A 13,292-nucleotide genomic window follows, 5' to 3' on the forward strand; every position below is an offset into this window, starting at 1 on the left:
TCATTCTTAAGTAACTTGCGCAGACTCATCAAAACTCACGCAACGATCCCCGTAAATAACCTTATCAAAATGATAAACCCCAAAATACGGGGATGGGCGAATTACTATCGCCACTGTGTTGCTAAACGAGTTTTCGGATACGTTGGACACCAACTATTCCAAGCATTATGGCTCTGGGCTATTAGGCGTCACCCAACTAAATCAAAAAGTTGGGTCACCCATAAGTACTTCATCAACCGAAAAGGCCAATGGCAATTTCACGGTTGGCAGAAGATAATGAATATGGATTGTCAGTTCAATCTATTTCAAATAGCCAAAGTATCAATAGAAAGACATGTGAAAATCCGAAGTGCCGCAACGCCATTTGACCCTCAGCACCAAGAATACTTGGCGAAGAGAAAATTCAAAAGGAAAGCTCGCAACTCTTGGAACGATCCTGTTTTAACTGCTTTATAAGTTGCTGGGTATCAAACGATGCCTTTGCGGAGGCTTGAGCCGTATGCAGTGAAAGTTGCACGTACGGTTCTTAGGGAGACGGCACTTGGTAACAAGTGTCGTCCACCCGACAGGTGCGTTATATGATGAAGCAGCGGAAGTGGTTAATACGCTGTGGCCAAAAGGCAATGAGAGTTGGAAAGAGGTTGGACAGTACTTTTTCGTGGTCACTGCACTCTCCGCACTATAGTGGGCATCTTATGTGGACTCCCCATTGTCAACAGTAATCGTCAGTAAATCAGAAATAAATGCGCACTTATGTACGAGCTCAACAAGAGTAGCTAACTCAGGCTCTACGATATTTACGCGAGTTAGTAGCAAATCTAAGCTACGAGTTCAAGACTCTCAGATGCCCGCTGCTTTGACTAACTGATTTTCATCCAATTTATGCATTTTACTGTTAAGACAATTTACTAAGATACTAACGGTTCAGCTTTATATTCCGTACCTTGAGTTAAAATAGCAAATGCTGTTCTGACATTTTTATTTGCCAACGCTACCGCAGCACACTTCTTACCTCTACGTTCAATTAAATTTTTTAGCCACTCTTCTTTTTTTGTTTTCGGTGGGCGATTGGCAACCTTGCTTACGATCGACATCGCACCAGTAATCAATTGGCTTCGAAACAGAGTATTTTTAAAACCTCTTCCTATCGAACCGATTTTAGCTCTCCCCCCACTTGAATGTTGTATTGGTGTGAGCCCTATGCAGGCTGCGGCTGCTTTCCCTTTACTAAAAGCTCCAATGTCAGCACACCCGAGCGCGATATATAAGTTAACAGCATTAAGGATACCGATGCCCTCAATTTTAAGTAACTTCTTACATTCAGGATGATAATTCAAAGATTCTTCAAGGCAGTTGTCGTAAATATCAATCGCTTCAACCAGCGATAAATATTGATCCCAGGCAGTAGATATTGCCTGACGAAACGAAGGTGAAAAACCATTATCTGCGTCTTCTAGGGTTTCATCAATTGTTGCTCTTAACCCCCCATTTCTGTTGGAGACTTGAATATTTAATTCAGATAACAAAGCAATCAATTGGTTTTTAGAAGCGGTTTTTTGTCTTATGCTTAGTTCTCGTAAGCGGACAATCGATTGTAGTTGCTGCTGTTCGGCTGTTTTACCTTGAATAAAGTTCACATCAGGTAACAGTGATGCTTGTACTATCGCCAAAGCATCATTTTTGTCAGTTTTCTGATTTTGTCTGACCACAGCAACTAATCTCGATGAGATTAAACGAGCATCATGCCCATGAGAAGAAGCGAGTTGCTTCCAATAATTCGAAGTACCACAAGCTTCAAACACGATTGTGGCAGGCCTTGAATTTACTAACCAACAAGTAAACGCCTTCGGTGTCATCTCTGTATTTGAGTGCACTTTTCTGTTTGTATAAATACAAACTTGGATCACTTTTTTAGCTAAATCAACGCCAACAATCGTCTTGTTCATTTGAATCTCCAAATTATTTTGAACCCTACTATTGTAGGACTTAGGGTTGGGGAGTCCAATTATCTAACCTGACACTTTACGCAACATACGGAACAGGGTAAGCCTGTATCACTCCCTTTGGGAAAGCCTTTGTGGCCGATAGTGGTGCAGGTATAGGAGGTCGGAAAAAGCGAAAGCTACATTGTAATGATGCAGATACAGACTTATGTCTGATCACGAAAGTGAGCCCACTTCCGACTGGTCTTCCATTGCGAGAGAATTTGAAGAACTTTATTCAAGGAGAAAAGCAAATGGTGATCTCGAAAGAGATTAGTGCATATTCTGACGGCGATCAATGGCAGTCCATCGACTGGAAATCCGTTGAAGTACACGTATTGAAGCTTCAAATGCGTATCGCAAAAGCAACTAGAGAAAAGAAACACGGTAAGGTGAAGTCTTTACAGTGGCTCTTGACTCATTCTCGCTCAGCCAAGCTTCTTGCGGTTAAGCGAGTCTCTCAGAATAAAGGCAGTAAAACGCCTGGAATAGACGGTGTCATCTGGAACACAGATGCACGCCGTATGAAAGCAGTCGATCAACTGAGTCGCAAGGCTTACTCTGCAAAACCACTCAAACGTATCTACATTCCCAAAAAGAACGGTAAGCTCAGACCACTGGGTATTCCATGCATGATTGATAGAGCACAACAAGCCCTCCACCTTCTTGCATTAGAGCCTGTGTCCGAAACGTTTGCCGACCTCAATAGCTATGGTTTTAGACCAAATCGCAGCACGGCTGACGCTGTCAGTCAGTGCTTCAAATGTTTGGCTCTAAAGCAATCCGCGAAATGGGTTCTTGAGGGAGATATTAAGGCTTGCTTCGACAAAATCGGGCATAAATGGCTGATGGACAATATCATTGTAGATAAACGAATGTTAGAGCAATGGTTAAAATCTGGCTATGTAGATAAGGGGCTGTTCTACGATACCGAAGAAGGTACACCTCAAGGTGGAATAATATCTCCAACCTTGATGCTAATGACTCTCGCGGGAATAGAGCAACAAATAAAATCTACAGCTCTGAAAATGGGTGCTAGGGCCAACTTTATCGGTTATGCGGATGATTTTGTGGTCACCTGCTCTTCAAAGGAAGTGCTAGTGAACGATATCAAACCGTTGATTGCTGGCTTTTTGGCAGAAAGAGGGTTAACCCTCTCCGAAGAAAAAACGAAGGTCACTCATATTGATGATGGCTTTGACTTTCTGGGTTTCAATCACAGGAAGTACAAAGGGAAATTGCTCATTAAACCGAGCAAACCCAATACGCTGTTATTCCTTAGAAATCTACGTGAACTTATTAAAAAGCACGCAACCATCCCTGTTAACGATCTTATCAAGTTGATAAATCCGAAACTTAGGGGATGGGCGAATTACTATCGCCACTGTGTTGCTAAACAAGTATTCGGGTATGTCGGCCACAAACTATTCCAAGCGTTATGGCACTGGGCAGTTAGACGTCATCCAACCAAGTCCAAAGACTGGGTTGTGCACAAGTATTTTCTCAATCGTAAAGGCCAGTGGCAATTTCACGGTTGGCAGAAAATCATGAACATGGACTGTCACTTCAATCTGTTCCAAATAGCGAAAGTGCCTATCGAAAGACACGTGAAAATTAGGAGTGCTGCGACCCCTTTTGACCCTCAATACCAAGAATATCTGGTGAAGAGAAAATCTAAAAGGCTAGCTCGTAACTCTTGGAAAGAGCCTGTCCCGACTGCGTTATAAGTTGCTGGGTATCAATGATGCCTTAGTGGAGGCTTGAGCCGTATGCAGTGAAAGTTGCACGTACGGTTCTTAGAGGGGCGGCACTTGGTAACAAGTGTCGTCTACTCGACAAAAACGTGTTTCAGATGATTGGTTTCAAGAGTGATCACCGAGCGATTCTGTCGTATCTTAATTACCAAACAGCATTGACGCTATAAGAGATGGTCCAAGAAACATACCCCAGCATTCAGCCCTTATAAATAAAGAGCTGGCGACTCACATTGGACTTTTCTCTGAAATGGGCACAAAACCCCAGATACAAATACTGTGAGTATACTAACAATTGCTGATATGGCTTTTTAGATAGGAATATGGGGGGGGGATTTGATTTTTTGATAGGTAAAATCTATTGGTAATTGATACGCTATTGCGTAATATTAGGGGTGTCAACACATACTGGAACTCTCTTTGAGGGTGTTGGTGTCGGAAGCGATTCCCCTAGTCAGTGAACAGGATAATCCAAGATAAAGACCAGACCAGATTTTTTATTTGTTAAAAGCACCTTTAGGGTGCTTTTTTCATATCTACTACTTTCTTTTAAGCACCGACTTTCCCTGAAGTCGTTGTGAAAGTATCCAGCTAACACGCTTGGCTTTACCCTTCGGTAGAGTTCCTTTACCCCAGTCGTCCACCTCATAAGCTGAATTGACTCTAAGTTTCAATTCATTGGTAGTGCCATTTGGTTTAGAAATACTAAAGAAGATAGCGTAATCAAATGCTTCCATGTAATGATAGGATTCGCCTTTCTTGGTCATGTAAGGCACAGCATAGTTATCGATAAGCTTATTTTTGATGAGATCCGGAAGTTCTATGCTGCATTGGTATCTCTCATGACACCAGTATCGCCCTTCCTGCCTAAAAAGTATTGGCCCATTTTCTTTCTCATCAGTAAAGCAGTGATTGGCGTAACTAACATGTAGTTTTACTGAGTTACCATCAACCTCGATGTCATGAGAGGTACTTTGTAGATGGGTTAAGTCATAAAAGTCGCCTTCAATAGTGAAACCTTTCCAAGTCATTAACTGTCCTTAACCTTCCTCTTAGCGCTTCGCGTAAGGATTTCTCTAGCCCATTCACTAACCGACTCGTGATCTTGGGCTGCAAGTTTCCACAGCGCTTTATCATTCTCTGTACATCGAATTTCTTGTTTTTTATCAAGAGTTACGTCCTGTTTAGGTCGCCCTCTTTTGCCGTTTTGAATTTTCATGATTTTTATTTTCTGTCATGACGTTATTTAAGTCAAGTCGTTTGCTTTCTATACATCAGTATGTATAGTATTTGTCATGACGTTAAATTGATCTCATATCGTAGGGAATGGAGAACATGATTTTTGAATTTTTTGATTGGAAAGTTAAGACTGGAATAATTATTACCGTTGCTCTTATGTTAAGTAGCGTTATTAGTTTCATTATTACGTGGACATCACCAGTACCAACGGATGCATTGTCAGCCGTAACTAAATATCTAAATTATCGTTGGTTTGCTTTCTTTGCTGTTAGCACATTGTCTATAGGGGCGGCAACAATGAAGTATCACGATAAAACATTAAGACGCTGCTAATAGAGAAAGTATGCGAAAAATAAGAAAATGGAAAATTAGTTCGACCACATTTATTCAATGGTCGCGTGGTACAGTAACAGCCAGCGGCAAGTCTAATTAGCGAGGGATAATTTGTTATGAACAGTGAAATTAATCCGAAGGGATTAACGTGTCTAATTAAGCCTACGGTTATGATTGATGATTACCAGGCCGATGTTTTAATGGTGTCCCTATCGCCAGAGCTCCCACTTTCTTGTTTTTCGTTGAAGCAATGCTTTGACGGAGTGTTATTTAAAAGCGGCTCTAAAGCAGAATGGGTCAGGCAACTCCGCGAAATTGCCGATAGTTTAGAAAGTAAAGGTTAGAGCACTTGGCAAAACTATTTTTTATTTGTGATCAAGTTATTTATAGCGATGACTATTTAGACTTTGGTTTAAACGAAGTAGTTGTACACGATATTTTCGAGGCAAAAAATCGTAAGGAAGCGGAACTGATTTTTTCAAAGATAAAAATTAGGACTCTGCGTTCTGGAACCATACGACATCGGTTAAAGATGGCTGGTTATAACGTTAAATTTGAGTTTCATCCACGATTGGCTCACCCTCATCTTTATGCACTTCAAGCCAGTGGTTCGTTATGCACTCAATATCCTAATGTAGTGCATGCCTTGAAAGCTTACTCGGATGAATTGGATGATAAACATTTATTAAGAAATCGCCTTGAACAATCGATTGAAAAAATAGAACAATCTAAGATATGGACTCATTACGACATCGTTCCAATGTAGAATTGATTTTGAGATTATTTAACGAGGAAAAATCGTGTCACGTCCATTACTTGATGATGCTGTATTAAAACTGATTGATGCAAAGCTAATGCTCAATGGTCACGTTACCAGTAAAGATATTTACCGTCATTTGGGCTTAGGCCGTCAAAAGGTGAGTAAGGTCTTTCAATACTATTTAGCGGCTAATCCAGATTCGATGATCTACGTTCCTGCTAAGAAAAAATATATGGTTACAGATTCCTTCAAACCGTGTTTTCTTGGTGAAGTTAAAGCCGGTGAGTTTGTTGATGCTTTAATCACTGTTTTTGGAACATTTAACGAGAGCGAAAACAAAAATGACTGACAAATTTAAGTATTTCATAATAGTTAGCCAAGATAGTGAAGATGTAGAGCGTTCAGAAGGGACTATTGCGTATTTTGCTAATCCAGTAGGCAAAGGCGATACAGTCTATTGGGATCATGAAAATGGGAGCCGTGGAGGTGTTATAAAAGTAGTAGAGCACCACCCTACTGTATCTATTCTTATTGTAAAAAAAATAGACTAGAGCCCCCTGCTCTTACTAGATGTGCTTGTTTTCGTGAGCATATTAACTAAGAGCAAAATGTTTATGGAAGTAATCACTCTCCTTAGTAGTGTCCCCTTACCTCTCACGATGCAGTAAAAGGTGAATGACTTCATCTTTATCTTCACTAACAATTTCAACGCGATAAATCCCTTTGGCTTGCAGTGCTTTAATTAACAATTTCAACCGATGGGTTTTCACTGTCATGGCCAATGGCTTTATTTGATTGCTGTCTTCATCAAATCCTTGCTCAACGCTTTTTTCTTTCATGTAGAGAGTGTCTCGTTCAATCTCTTTTTCTATATCTTCCAGCATCGATGGGAATTGATACTGCTCAAATAATTCCGTTAACATGATATAGAGTTCGTCAGCCTGTGAGAATTTGGCTTGATACTCGAGATTCAGTCGATTTATATCCCATAGTTTTGCTTCAAGGTTACCTGTTCCACTGCGGCCAATACTGAGCATTGTTTTTAGTTCATTTTTACATGTCGAAAACTGAGGGCGCTTTACTTTTGGTTTGATGAACTTTACTAACAGCTCGTTTCTTCTTTTAGTTGTCCAAAATCCGCCTTGCTGACTCATCGTGCAATACAGTCCGAGAAGTGAATTTGTTACAAGTTCATCAAGGGCTTGATAGTGTTTAAGGTTCCGACTCATGAGTTTATTCTATCTAGATAACTGAAGCCTTAGTTTATCAGAAAATTCGCGTCAACATCTTAGAGAGGCGTATCACGATAGTTGGAATTTGATAAAAGATCTCATGAGTTATTCGGTAGTTATCCCCTGAAATTGTGTGTAAATTATGACCGATCAATTTTGCATGCAAAATCTTGTTTTTTCTTATTGACTTTTAGCAGTTTGTCCTTAGTATTAACCTTGTAATCAGGCGTTAACGCCAGTCTCAAAGGAGTAATACTAATGGGTAAAATCGTCGCGATCGGTAATGAAAAAGGTGGAGTTGGTAAGACGACTACTGTTGTTAACTTGGCTTACTACTTTTCTCATGTGCGCAGTAAAAAAGTGTTGGTTGTAGATATGGATCCGCAATGTAATTTGACGGATAAGTATTTTGACCAAAATGACGAGAGCAAAGCGAAACCCGCCTCTATCACTCGAAAAGTCGGTGAGGCGAATGTCATTTCATTCTTCGATGAAGAGTTCTATGGTGAGCCTGTCGAACTCAATTCAAATCTTCATATCTTTGGTGCTACTTTCAATATCAGCAGTCTTAACAACTGTACAAATGATGAAATTGGTTTCTTTGCTCAAAACATAAATAAACTGGCTGAACAATACGACTACGTATTTATCGACACCGCCCCTTCTGTTGGAAACCTGCAATACTCGGCCCTTATCGCGTGTGATGGTTTATTGATTCCTACCACAGCAGAAGAAGACAGTTTTCAAGGTGTATCGAAGATCCTTAAATCCGTAGCGCGTATCAAAAGTACTTATGGTCTGGATGTATCTGTATTAGGTATGTACCTAAACATGGTGAAAAAAGTCCCAACTCAATTGCAAGATTATTTCGCTACCAAGTTGTCTGAGGATTATGGCGACCTGGTATTCAAGACTCAGGTGATCCATACAACTAGGGTTTCAGAAGCCTCAGCGTTCAAGCAAAGCATTATTGAGTACGACGCTAAAAAAGCTGAATACATCAATATCAATGCTTTGATGCAAGAGTTTGAGTTGAAAGCGGAGGCGTTGTCATGAGTAGTAAAAAAGATTTTAAATCTTTAATGAGCAATAAGTCTAAATCGTTGCTCGATGAAGAAATCAACGAGATAAAACCTGGCGAGAGCGTTGTTCTGATCCCTAAAGAGGATATCTATTCATCTGAACAAGTACGTAAATTCTTTGATGAAGAGTACATTGCCGATCTGTCTAAAAATATGGACGATATTGGACAGCTTCAACCCATCGTAGTGACTCATAAAGATATTCGTGGCTACAAAATACAAGTGGGTGAGTGTCGTTGGAGAGCGGCCAACCTGAGTGATAAAATCACTCACGTAGAATGTTTGGTGCGTGACGCGGGAACAGTGTTAGCGCAACTATCAGAAAACCTTCATAGAAACGATCTTACTCCTTTTGAGACAGGCCGCGCTTTAGAGCTGCTAATGGAAGAGCAAGGGATTGTTGAGAACAAAGATCTAGCTAATGTTGTGAGCTTATCTGAGTCTCGTATTAGCGCTTTCCGAAAGGCAGCTCAATGCCCTCCTTATATTGAGCTTGCTTATCACAATGGCATTATCCGCGATGTCGATACCGTCAACTCTCTACGTATTGCAGCAGAACTCAGCGAGGCAGAAACAAAGAAACTTCTTAAATCTCCTGTTTCACGTAAAGAAGCTAAAGAGCTTGTAAAAAACCTAAAGGCTTCTAAGAAAGAGGCTAAATCAAAGCAAGCTGATGAAGAACAACCCTCCCCTGAGCATCAAGAAGTAACAAATGAGGCGTCTTTAAATGAAGTCACTCAAACGAAAGTATCAGGTGCTACCCCTACCCCGAAAAATAATGGAATAAGAATATCGTTTGAGGGGGAGCAAGGCTTCATTGATCTCAATGGCCAAGCCGAAAGTGGCCAAATAGTTATTGTACTCGATTCTAGTCCAGGGAAATTGACAGTACCAGCCAGAGATATTGCAGTGATTGGGTATCACTCGATAGAACATGTCCACTAATAAAAAAAAGTTGGCTCAAGTAGTGAATGCTCATCGAGCCAACCTAATTAAGTTGTACTCATTACATTTTGAAGGCAGTGCTACTCAAGCCATTGAACAAATAACGACTAGAGCTGTCGATCGGTCATATGTTGCTCATAGGTCCCCCCCTCCAGGTGAGGTAATAAAATCTTGGGTTATTGAAAGTCGCGCTCCTCAATGGGCTTGTAGAGCTTCCTTTGACTTGTTGATTGAGCTTGATTGGTTGCCAAATACTGATATTGAAAAAGCTATTACAGCTCGCTTTCTGCTCTTGAATGACTACCCAATCAATGAAAGTTGGAAAGTGTTATTAGGCGAGTGGCTAGAACTTGCAAAGCAAGCACAAAATGAGAACTCCGGCGAATACGAATAACTGAACGTTAGTTGCGGCGTTTTTAAATAATGTAGAAGAACAACGTGAAGACTGAGAACTTGGCGCGCGTATGCTATTTGAGAAGACTAAATCCAAACTTCTCACAGACCAAGAATCAATGAGCGAAGATTGGGCGCGTCGATGCAGTCAATGACACCAATAAAATAAACAGAGAATCCGTCATGATTTTTTCATATGAACAAAGAATTAAGCACTTACATGAGCTTTCTCAATTACCTAGACAATCACTTTGTTTTCAGCTTTTAACGATCATGAACCTTTGTCATCACAACTTGGATAATGACAAGGTCGAACGATTGAAATTAGATGATGAAACCTTTTTCTATGAGGCTAATTCACTGAAAGAGCAACTGCTCGATGTGCCGAGTCTTAGTAATTCCCATAAGGTGCTCTATCTCCTACTCGATGCGGGTTTTATTGAGCGACGAGTGTTAGATAAAGATGGCCAAGTCGTTATTGGTGATAGCTACCAAAGAAATACGGCCAAAATCTATTGGCGTATATCCGACAAAGGGTTAAGTGTTTTCGGTTGATTAAATATTCTAGGAGTTAAGTTATGAACGAAGAGCTATTCAAGTATTAGGATTCAGATAAGGCCAAGAAAAAGCAAACCGCGATCACTCGTTTAAGTAATGGTTTAGCTAAGGAGCTTTTAGGAGATCGAAATACTAAATCACTGTTTAGTGAAGAAGAAATTGAAGCGATCGTGAAAGCTAGAGAAGCTCTGGACAGTGTTAAATATAAATTCACTCACCTTAAAGAAAAACGACTTAGAGATGAGCAAGAAAAAAAACGGGCTAAAGACGCTAGACAGGCTTTAGCTAAGAAACTTGCTATTGCATACATTAAAGGCTCAGGCTCGTATCCGCTCACGACTTTTTCTAGAAATCACTTCTACCTATTATGTATGTTGAATGACCTACGAATCGGTTTACGCTTAGTATCAACGATTTTGATATTGAGGATTACAGTGGAGTGGTAACTCCTGATGAAGAGCATTGCCGACGAATGAAACATTACAATGTTGATACTCTTAAACGAGAGCTAGAAGAGCGTGTGATTACTTGGATTCTCGGTGCCTGGACGTATTCTGGAGAGCCAATAAATGAACCTAAAGCGAGACTAGCTGATCTTACTTCAAAGCTCGATGCGGCTTTTGTTGGTAAAGTTGATGAAAGATACAAGGCGCAGATAGAGCGTCTTGAAAAATATAACCGAGCTATTGATGCAAAAGTTAAACGATCTGAATTTAAGATTGTTCAAGATTGATTTGAGCGATATCCCTTCTTTACTTCTTTACTTCTTTACTTCTTTTAACGTTCTTTACTATCAAACTCAAAGAGCGTTAAAGCGACACTCGATTTTGCATGCAAAATTGCTCATGATTAATTTAGAAAATATGAGAATATTTATGTTAGGTCTAACTCAAAGCTCATTGGACGCGTGGAGAGTGACTTTCAATTTCGCATTGTGACTTTTGCATGCAAAATTGGACAAGCACAAACCTTACGCGGGTATGGAAGGATTATGTGTCTATTCTTCAGGGTTAGTATCGATATATGACTACAACGTATTTTGGTGATTTCTCACCGTCCTCACCGGACGATGAGTGTACGGCGAAATTGCTAAATGTTTAGCTGAATATATCAATGTTGATGCTAATCATGAATGATTTTCCTGTCCAAGTTCGATTCAATGCCAGTAAAAGCAGTGATATGGCAATGTGTAAACAATATGAATAGTCTGGTAGCCGTGCTGGTACATTAAGAACTGATGTGCTTTATCAAATGGTACTCGCTATGGCATAGGCCAATTATAACAGTTCGATTAAGATCGATGAGTTGTAGAAAATCATTGAATTAGTTGATGGCTTATCGTCTCAGGATGAAAATAAAGAGCCAGTTTAAAAGGATATGGCTGACCTTGGGGAGATAGGAGAGTTAGTCTCTACCTAGAACAATTGAGCCTTGCCTTGGGCGTTCCCCTACGGGCAAGGCTTTTCGCTTGTATCTTTCACCTATGGTCTAAGAGTGGCATCACCCTGATGAGTCACTGCGTGCCGCCCCAGAATGTGCCTCTCTACAGTCCCTATCTAAAAGGATATCGCTGCAATCCTGAACGCCAGCGCCTCGTCATTCTTCCTCGTTGCCGTTCGTCGTACCTTCTCACTCCTTTCACTGACATCCATTAAGTTCGAGTAAGGGCTTGTTGCCTTATGTGCCGGTTTTCCTTTCGACTCGCATCATTTGATGGGGCTCGCAGGCTGTTGACCCTCCTAAATCAGAACCTTCTCTGCAAGGGTAAATGAACGCTTCGCGCCCCTGCAGAGAAGAACCCTGTTTGAGGTAGGGACAGCCAAGCGGCTCCATAAAGTGATACTCAAACAGAAAGGAAACTCCTCATGGCACAACGACACTCAACCCCAACTCTCTCTAAACCGATGTTCAGCGACCAGCGTTTCGCCGCTGGGCACGAAAGCTCACCAAAAAATGATATCTCCTGTCGGGTCGTTGAACGTGCAGTTCGTTCGACTGTTTCAGCGACGGTTTCAAAAGGACTTATCTGGGTGAATTCAACGGACTTTAATTCGAGCGTTCGAGCGGTCAAAGTGCATGAGATTTTACTTAAGGAGTTTGGTTATACCGACTCTTTGATCTTGGAGGAAAGCCTGAAAGGAAAAGGGGTGAGTATTGGCTTATGTGACCGAGTGACGACGGTAAAACAGATGCGAGAAGATTACGCCTACGCGAAAAAAGAAGAGAGAAACGTTGAAACGACCGCTAAGCATCAAGAAATAGCGAAAGACCTTCTGACTAGCTTGTATGGCCAATAACACGGACTGAGCGCCGCCCATCACGACTTTAAATATTAAAAGGGATCTATTATGTCTGTACTTGCTAACTACTCTAATCACAGCCTTTTCTCTGTAGAAGAAAAAGATATCTTGAACCATGCCGCGAGCATTTTAAAATCTAAGTTTTTTGTTTCAGAGCAGACGCCACTCAATTCCCCTGAATTGGTGAAATCATTTTGTCAGACTTCACTCGCTTCCAATGAAAGCGAAGTGTTTGGGGTGATCTTTCTTGATAGTCAGCATCGAGTTTTACGCACAAAAGAGATGTTTAACGGCACCATTGACGCCGCCTCCGTTTACCCGCGTGAAGTGGTCAAGGAGTCACTGGCCACAAATGCAAGCGCGGTCATTTTTTATCATAACCATCCCAGCGGTGATGCCACACCCAGTCAAGCCGATCGACGTATTACTCGACGACTGACCGACGCGTTAGCCTTGGTTGATATTAGAGTACTCGATCACTTCGTGGTGTCTTTTGAAGATGTGGTGTCGTTTGCGGAGCGTGGTTGGATATAACGATTAGTTAGTGAAAAATGTCTCTCATTCACGCCTATTCTGGCGTGAATGACTTCGGTAACGTAATGCAGTAAACTAAAGACAACTAAATAAGGTTTCTATTATGTCTGAATCAAGCAAAGTCACATTAAGCGTTGAAGAGCTGATCAACCTAACCGCGCATGCTGCCACTCAAGAGCA

Annotated in this window: 19 protein-coding genes; 16 read left to right on the plus strand and 3 right to left on the minus strand. The window is 41.0% G+C overall.

Going from position 1 to position 13,292, the window contains the following annotated elements:
• Window positions 1–456, plus strand: a 456-nt coding sequence (locus AB4503_RS10230; protein ID WP_372114519.1) for a group II intron maturase-specific domain-containing protein, incomplete at its 5' end; no start/stop codon positions are given.
• An 85-nt stretch (window positions 457–541) separates the two neighbouring features.
• Window positions 542–685, plus strand: a complete 144-nt coding sequence (locus AB4503_RS10235) for a hypothetical protein (protein ID WP_372047100.1) — start codon at window positions 542–544, stop codon at window positions 683–685.
• Window positions 686–908: 223 nt separating this feature from the next.
• Here the strand turns inward: AB4503_RS10235 and AB4503_RS10240 are convergent, their stop codons facing one another.
• Window positions 909–1,946, minus strand: a complete 1,038-nt coding sequence (locus AB4503_RS10240; RefSeq protein WP_102257639.1) for an IS110 family transposase — start codon at window positions 1,944–1,946, stop codon at window positions 909–911.
• A 290-nt stretch (window positions 1,947–2,236) separates the two neighbouring features.
• Between AB4503_RS10240 and ltrA the strand changes: the two genes are divergently transcribed.
• Together ltrA and AB4503_RS10250 are read left to right on the plus strand one after the other, a co-directional pair.
• Complete coding sequence (ltrA, locus tag AB4503_RS10245; protein WP_372114528.1) at window positions 2,237–3,709, plus strand: group II intron reverse transcriptase/maturase; 1,473 nt, start codon at window positions 2,237–2,239, stop codon at window positions 3,707–3,709.
• 47 nt (window positions 3,710–3,756) lie between these two features.
• The gene (locus tag AB4503_RS10250) at window positions 3,757–3,906 is read left to right on the plus strand and encodes a hypothetical protein (protein ID WP_372049840.1); all 150 of its coding nucleotides are present in this window, start codon (window positions 3,757–3,759) and stop codon (window positions 3,904–3,906) included.
• Between the two features lie 369 nt (window positions 3,907–4,275).
• On the opposite strand, the gene AB4503_RS10255 is transcribed toward AB4503_RS10250, so the two are convergent.
• On the minus strand, window positions 4,276–4,767 hold the full coding sequence (locus tag AB4503_RS10255) for a hypothetical protein (RefSeq protein ID WP_017098132.1): 492 nt from the start codon (window positions 4,765–4,767) through the stop codon (window positions 4,276–4,278).
• A gap of 304 nt (window positions 4,768–5,071) precedes the next feature.
• Here AB4503_RS10255 and AB4503_RS10260 point away from each other — a divergent pair, with 304 nt between their 5' ends.
• The 5 genes from AB4503_RS10260 to AB4503_RS10280 all read left to right on the plus strand — a co-directional run bounded on the left by AB4503_RS10260 (window position 5,072) and on the right by AB4503_RS10280 (window position 6,619).
• Window positions 5,072–5,308, plus strand: coding sequence for a hypothetical protein (locus AB4503_RS10260; protein WP_017098130.1), 237 nt, complete (start codon window positions 5,072–5,074; stop codon window positions 5,306–5,308).
• Window positions 5,309–5,424: 116 nt separating this feature from the next.
• Complete coding sequence (locus tag AB4503_RS10265) at window positions 5,425–5,652, plus strand: hypothetical protein (protein WP_017098129.1); 228 nt, start codon at window positions 5,425–5,427, stop codon at window positions 5,650–5,652.
• 5 nt (window positions 5,653–5,657) lie between these two features.
• Window positions 5,658–6,074 carry a hypothetical protein gene (locus AB4503_RS10270; RefSeq protein WP_372049841.1) on the plus strand — a complete coding sequence of 139 codons (417 nt, stop codon included), beginning with the start codon at window positions 5,658–5,660 and terminating at the stop codon, window positions 6,072–6,074.
• Window positions 6,075–6,108: 34 nt separating this feature from the next.
• Entirely contained in the window at window positions 6,109–6,417 is a 309-nt protein-coding gene (locus AB4503_RS10275) for a hypothetical protein (RefSeq protein ID WP_102481738.1), read from the plus strand.
• On the plus strand, window positions 6,410–6,619 hold the full coding sequence (locus AB4503_RS10280; RefSeq protein WP_371708576.1) for a hypothetical protein: 210 nt from the start codon (window positions 6,410–6,412) through the stop codon (window positions 6,617–6,619). Before AB4503_RS10275 ends, AB4503_RS10280 begins: the two co-directional genes overlap by 8 nt.
• A 96-nt stretch (window positions 6,620–6,715) precedes the next feature.
• On the opposite strand, the gene AB4503_RS10285 is transcribed toward AB4503_RS10280, so the two are convergent.
• The gene (locus AB4503_RS10285) at window positions 6,716–7,297 is read right to left on the minus strand and encodes a DUF2913 family protein (RefSeq protein WP_017098127.1); all 582 of its coding nucleotides are present in this window, start codon (window positions 7,295–7,297) and stop codon (window positions 6,716–6,718) included.
• Window positions 7,298–7,558: 261 nt separating this feature from the next.
• Between AB4503_RS10285 and AB4503_RS10290 the strand changes: the two genes are divergently transcribed.
• The 7 genes from AB4503_RS10290 (at window position 7,559) to radC (ending at window position 13,112) form a co-directional block, all read left to right on the plus strand.
• Entirely contained in the window at window positions 7,559–8,356 is a 798-nt protein-coding gene (locus tag AB4503_RS10290) for a ParA family protein (RefSeq protein WP_017098126.1), read from the plus strand.
• Entirely contained in the window at window positions 8,353–9,327 is a 975-nt protein-coding gene (locus AB4503_RS10295; protein WP_372047381.1) for a ParB/RepB/Spo0J family partition protein, read from the plus strand. Before AB4503_RS10290 ends, AB4503_RS10295 begins: the two co-directional genes overlap by 4 nt.
• Window positions 9,317–9,721 (plus strand): hypothetical protein, encoded by a 405-nt coding sequence (locus AB4503_RS10300; RefSeq protein WP_016787196.1) that lies wholly within the window; start codon window positions 9,317–9,319, stop codon window positions 9,719–9,721. Before AB4503_RS10295 ends, AB4503_RS10300 begins: the two co-directional genes overlap by 11 nt.
• A gap of 182 nt (window positions 9,722–9,903) precedes the next feature.
• A complete protein-coding gene (locus AB4503_RS10305) occupies window positions 9,904–10,275 on the plus strand; it encodes a hypothetical protein (RefSeq protein WP_102466515.1) in 372 nt (123 codons plus the stop codon).
• 442 nt (window positions 10,276–10,717) lie between these two features.
• Window positions 10,718–11,011: a hypothetical protein gene (locus tag AB4503_RS10310; RefSeq protein ID WP_133152291.1), complete on the plus strand. Its 294-nt coding sequence runs from the start codon at window positions 10,718–10,720 to the stop codon at window positions 11,009–11,011.
• Window positions 11,012–12,143: 1,132 nt separating this feature from the next.
• The gene (locus tag AB4503_RS10315; RefSeq protein ID WP_372114525.1) at window positions 12,144–12,575 is read left to right on the plus strand and encodes a hypothetical protein; all 432 of its coding nucleotides are present in this window, start codon (window positions 12,144–12,146) and stop codon (window positions 12,573–12,575) included.
• A gap of 51 nt (window positions 12,576–12,626) precedes the next feature.
• The gene (gene radC, locus AB4503_RS10320) at window positions 12,627–13,112 is read left to right on the plus strand and encodes a DNA repair protein RadC (protein ID WP_372114526.1); all 486 of its coding nucleotides are present in this window, start codon (window positions 12,627–12,629) and stop codon (window positions 13,110–13,112) included.
• The last annotated feature ends 180 nt before the right edge of the window (window positions 13,113–13,292 follow it).

The organism is Vibrio sp. 10N.222.55.B11 (assembly GCF_041473705.1).
Classification (GTDB): Bacteria; Pseudomonadota; Gammaproteobacteria; order Enterobacterales; family Vibrionaceae; genus Vibrio; species Vibrio crassostreae_C.

Coding starts and splice junctions, on each gene's coding strand:
- AB4503_RS10295 (WP_372047381.1), top strand. CDS start 8,353: ATGAGTAGTAAAAAAGATTTTAAATCTTTAATGAGCAATAAGTCTAAA.
- AB4503_RS10305 (WP_102466515.1), top strand. CDS start 9,904: ATGATTTTTTCATATGAACAAAGAATTAAGCACTTACATGAGCTTTCT.
- radC (WP_372114526.1), top strand. CDS start 12,627: ATGTCTGTACTTGCTAACTACTCTAATCACAGCCTTTTCTCTGTAGAA.
- AB4503_RS10255 (WP_017098132.1), bottom strand. CDS start 4,767: ATGACTTGGAAAGGTTTCACTATTGAAGGCGACTTTTATGACTTAACC.
- AB4503_RS10315 (WP_372114525.1), top strand. CDS start 12,144: ATGGCACAACGACACTCAACCCCAACTCTCTCTAAACCGATGTTCAGC.
- AB4503_RS10285 (WP_017098127.1), bottom strand. CDS start 7,297: ATGAGTCGGAACCTTAAACACTATCAAGCCCTTGATGAACTTGTAACA.
- AB4503_RS10300 (WP_016787196.1), top strand. CDS start 9,317: ATGTCCACTAATAAAAAAAAGTTGGCTCAAGTAGTGAATGCTCATCGA.
- AB4503_RS10265 (WP_017098129.1), top strand. CDS start 5,425: ATGAACAGTGAAATTAATCCGAAGGGATTAACGTGTCTAATTAAGCCT.
- AB4503_RS10260 (WP_017098130.1), top strand. CDS start 5,072: ATGATTTTTGAATTTTTTGATTGGAAAGTTAAGACTGGAATAATTATT.
- AB4503_RS10290 (WP_017098126.1), top strand. CDS start 7,559: ATGGGTAAAATCGTCGCGATCGGTAATGAAAAAGGTGGAGTTGGTAAG.
- AB4503_RS10240 (WP_102257639.1), bottom strand. CDS start 1,946: ATGAACAAGACGATTGTTGGCGTTGATTTAGCTAAAAAAGTGATCCAA.
- AB4503_RS10280 (WP_371708576.1), top strand. CDS start 6,410: ATGACTGACAAATTTAAGTATTTCATAATAGTTAGCCAAGATAGTGAA.
- ltrA (WP_372114528.1), top strand. CDS start 2,237: ATGGTGATCTCGAAAGAGATTAGTGCATATTCTGACGGCGATCAATGG.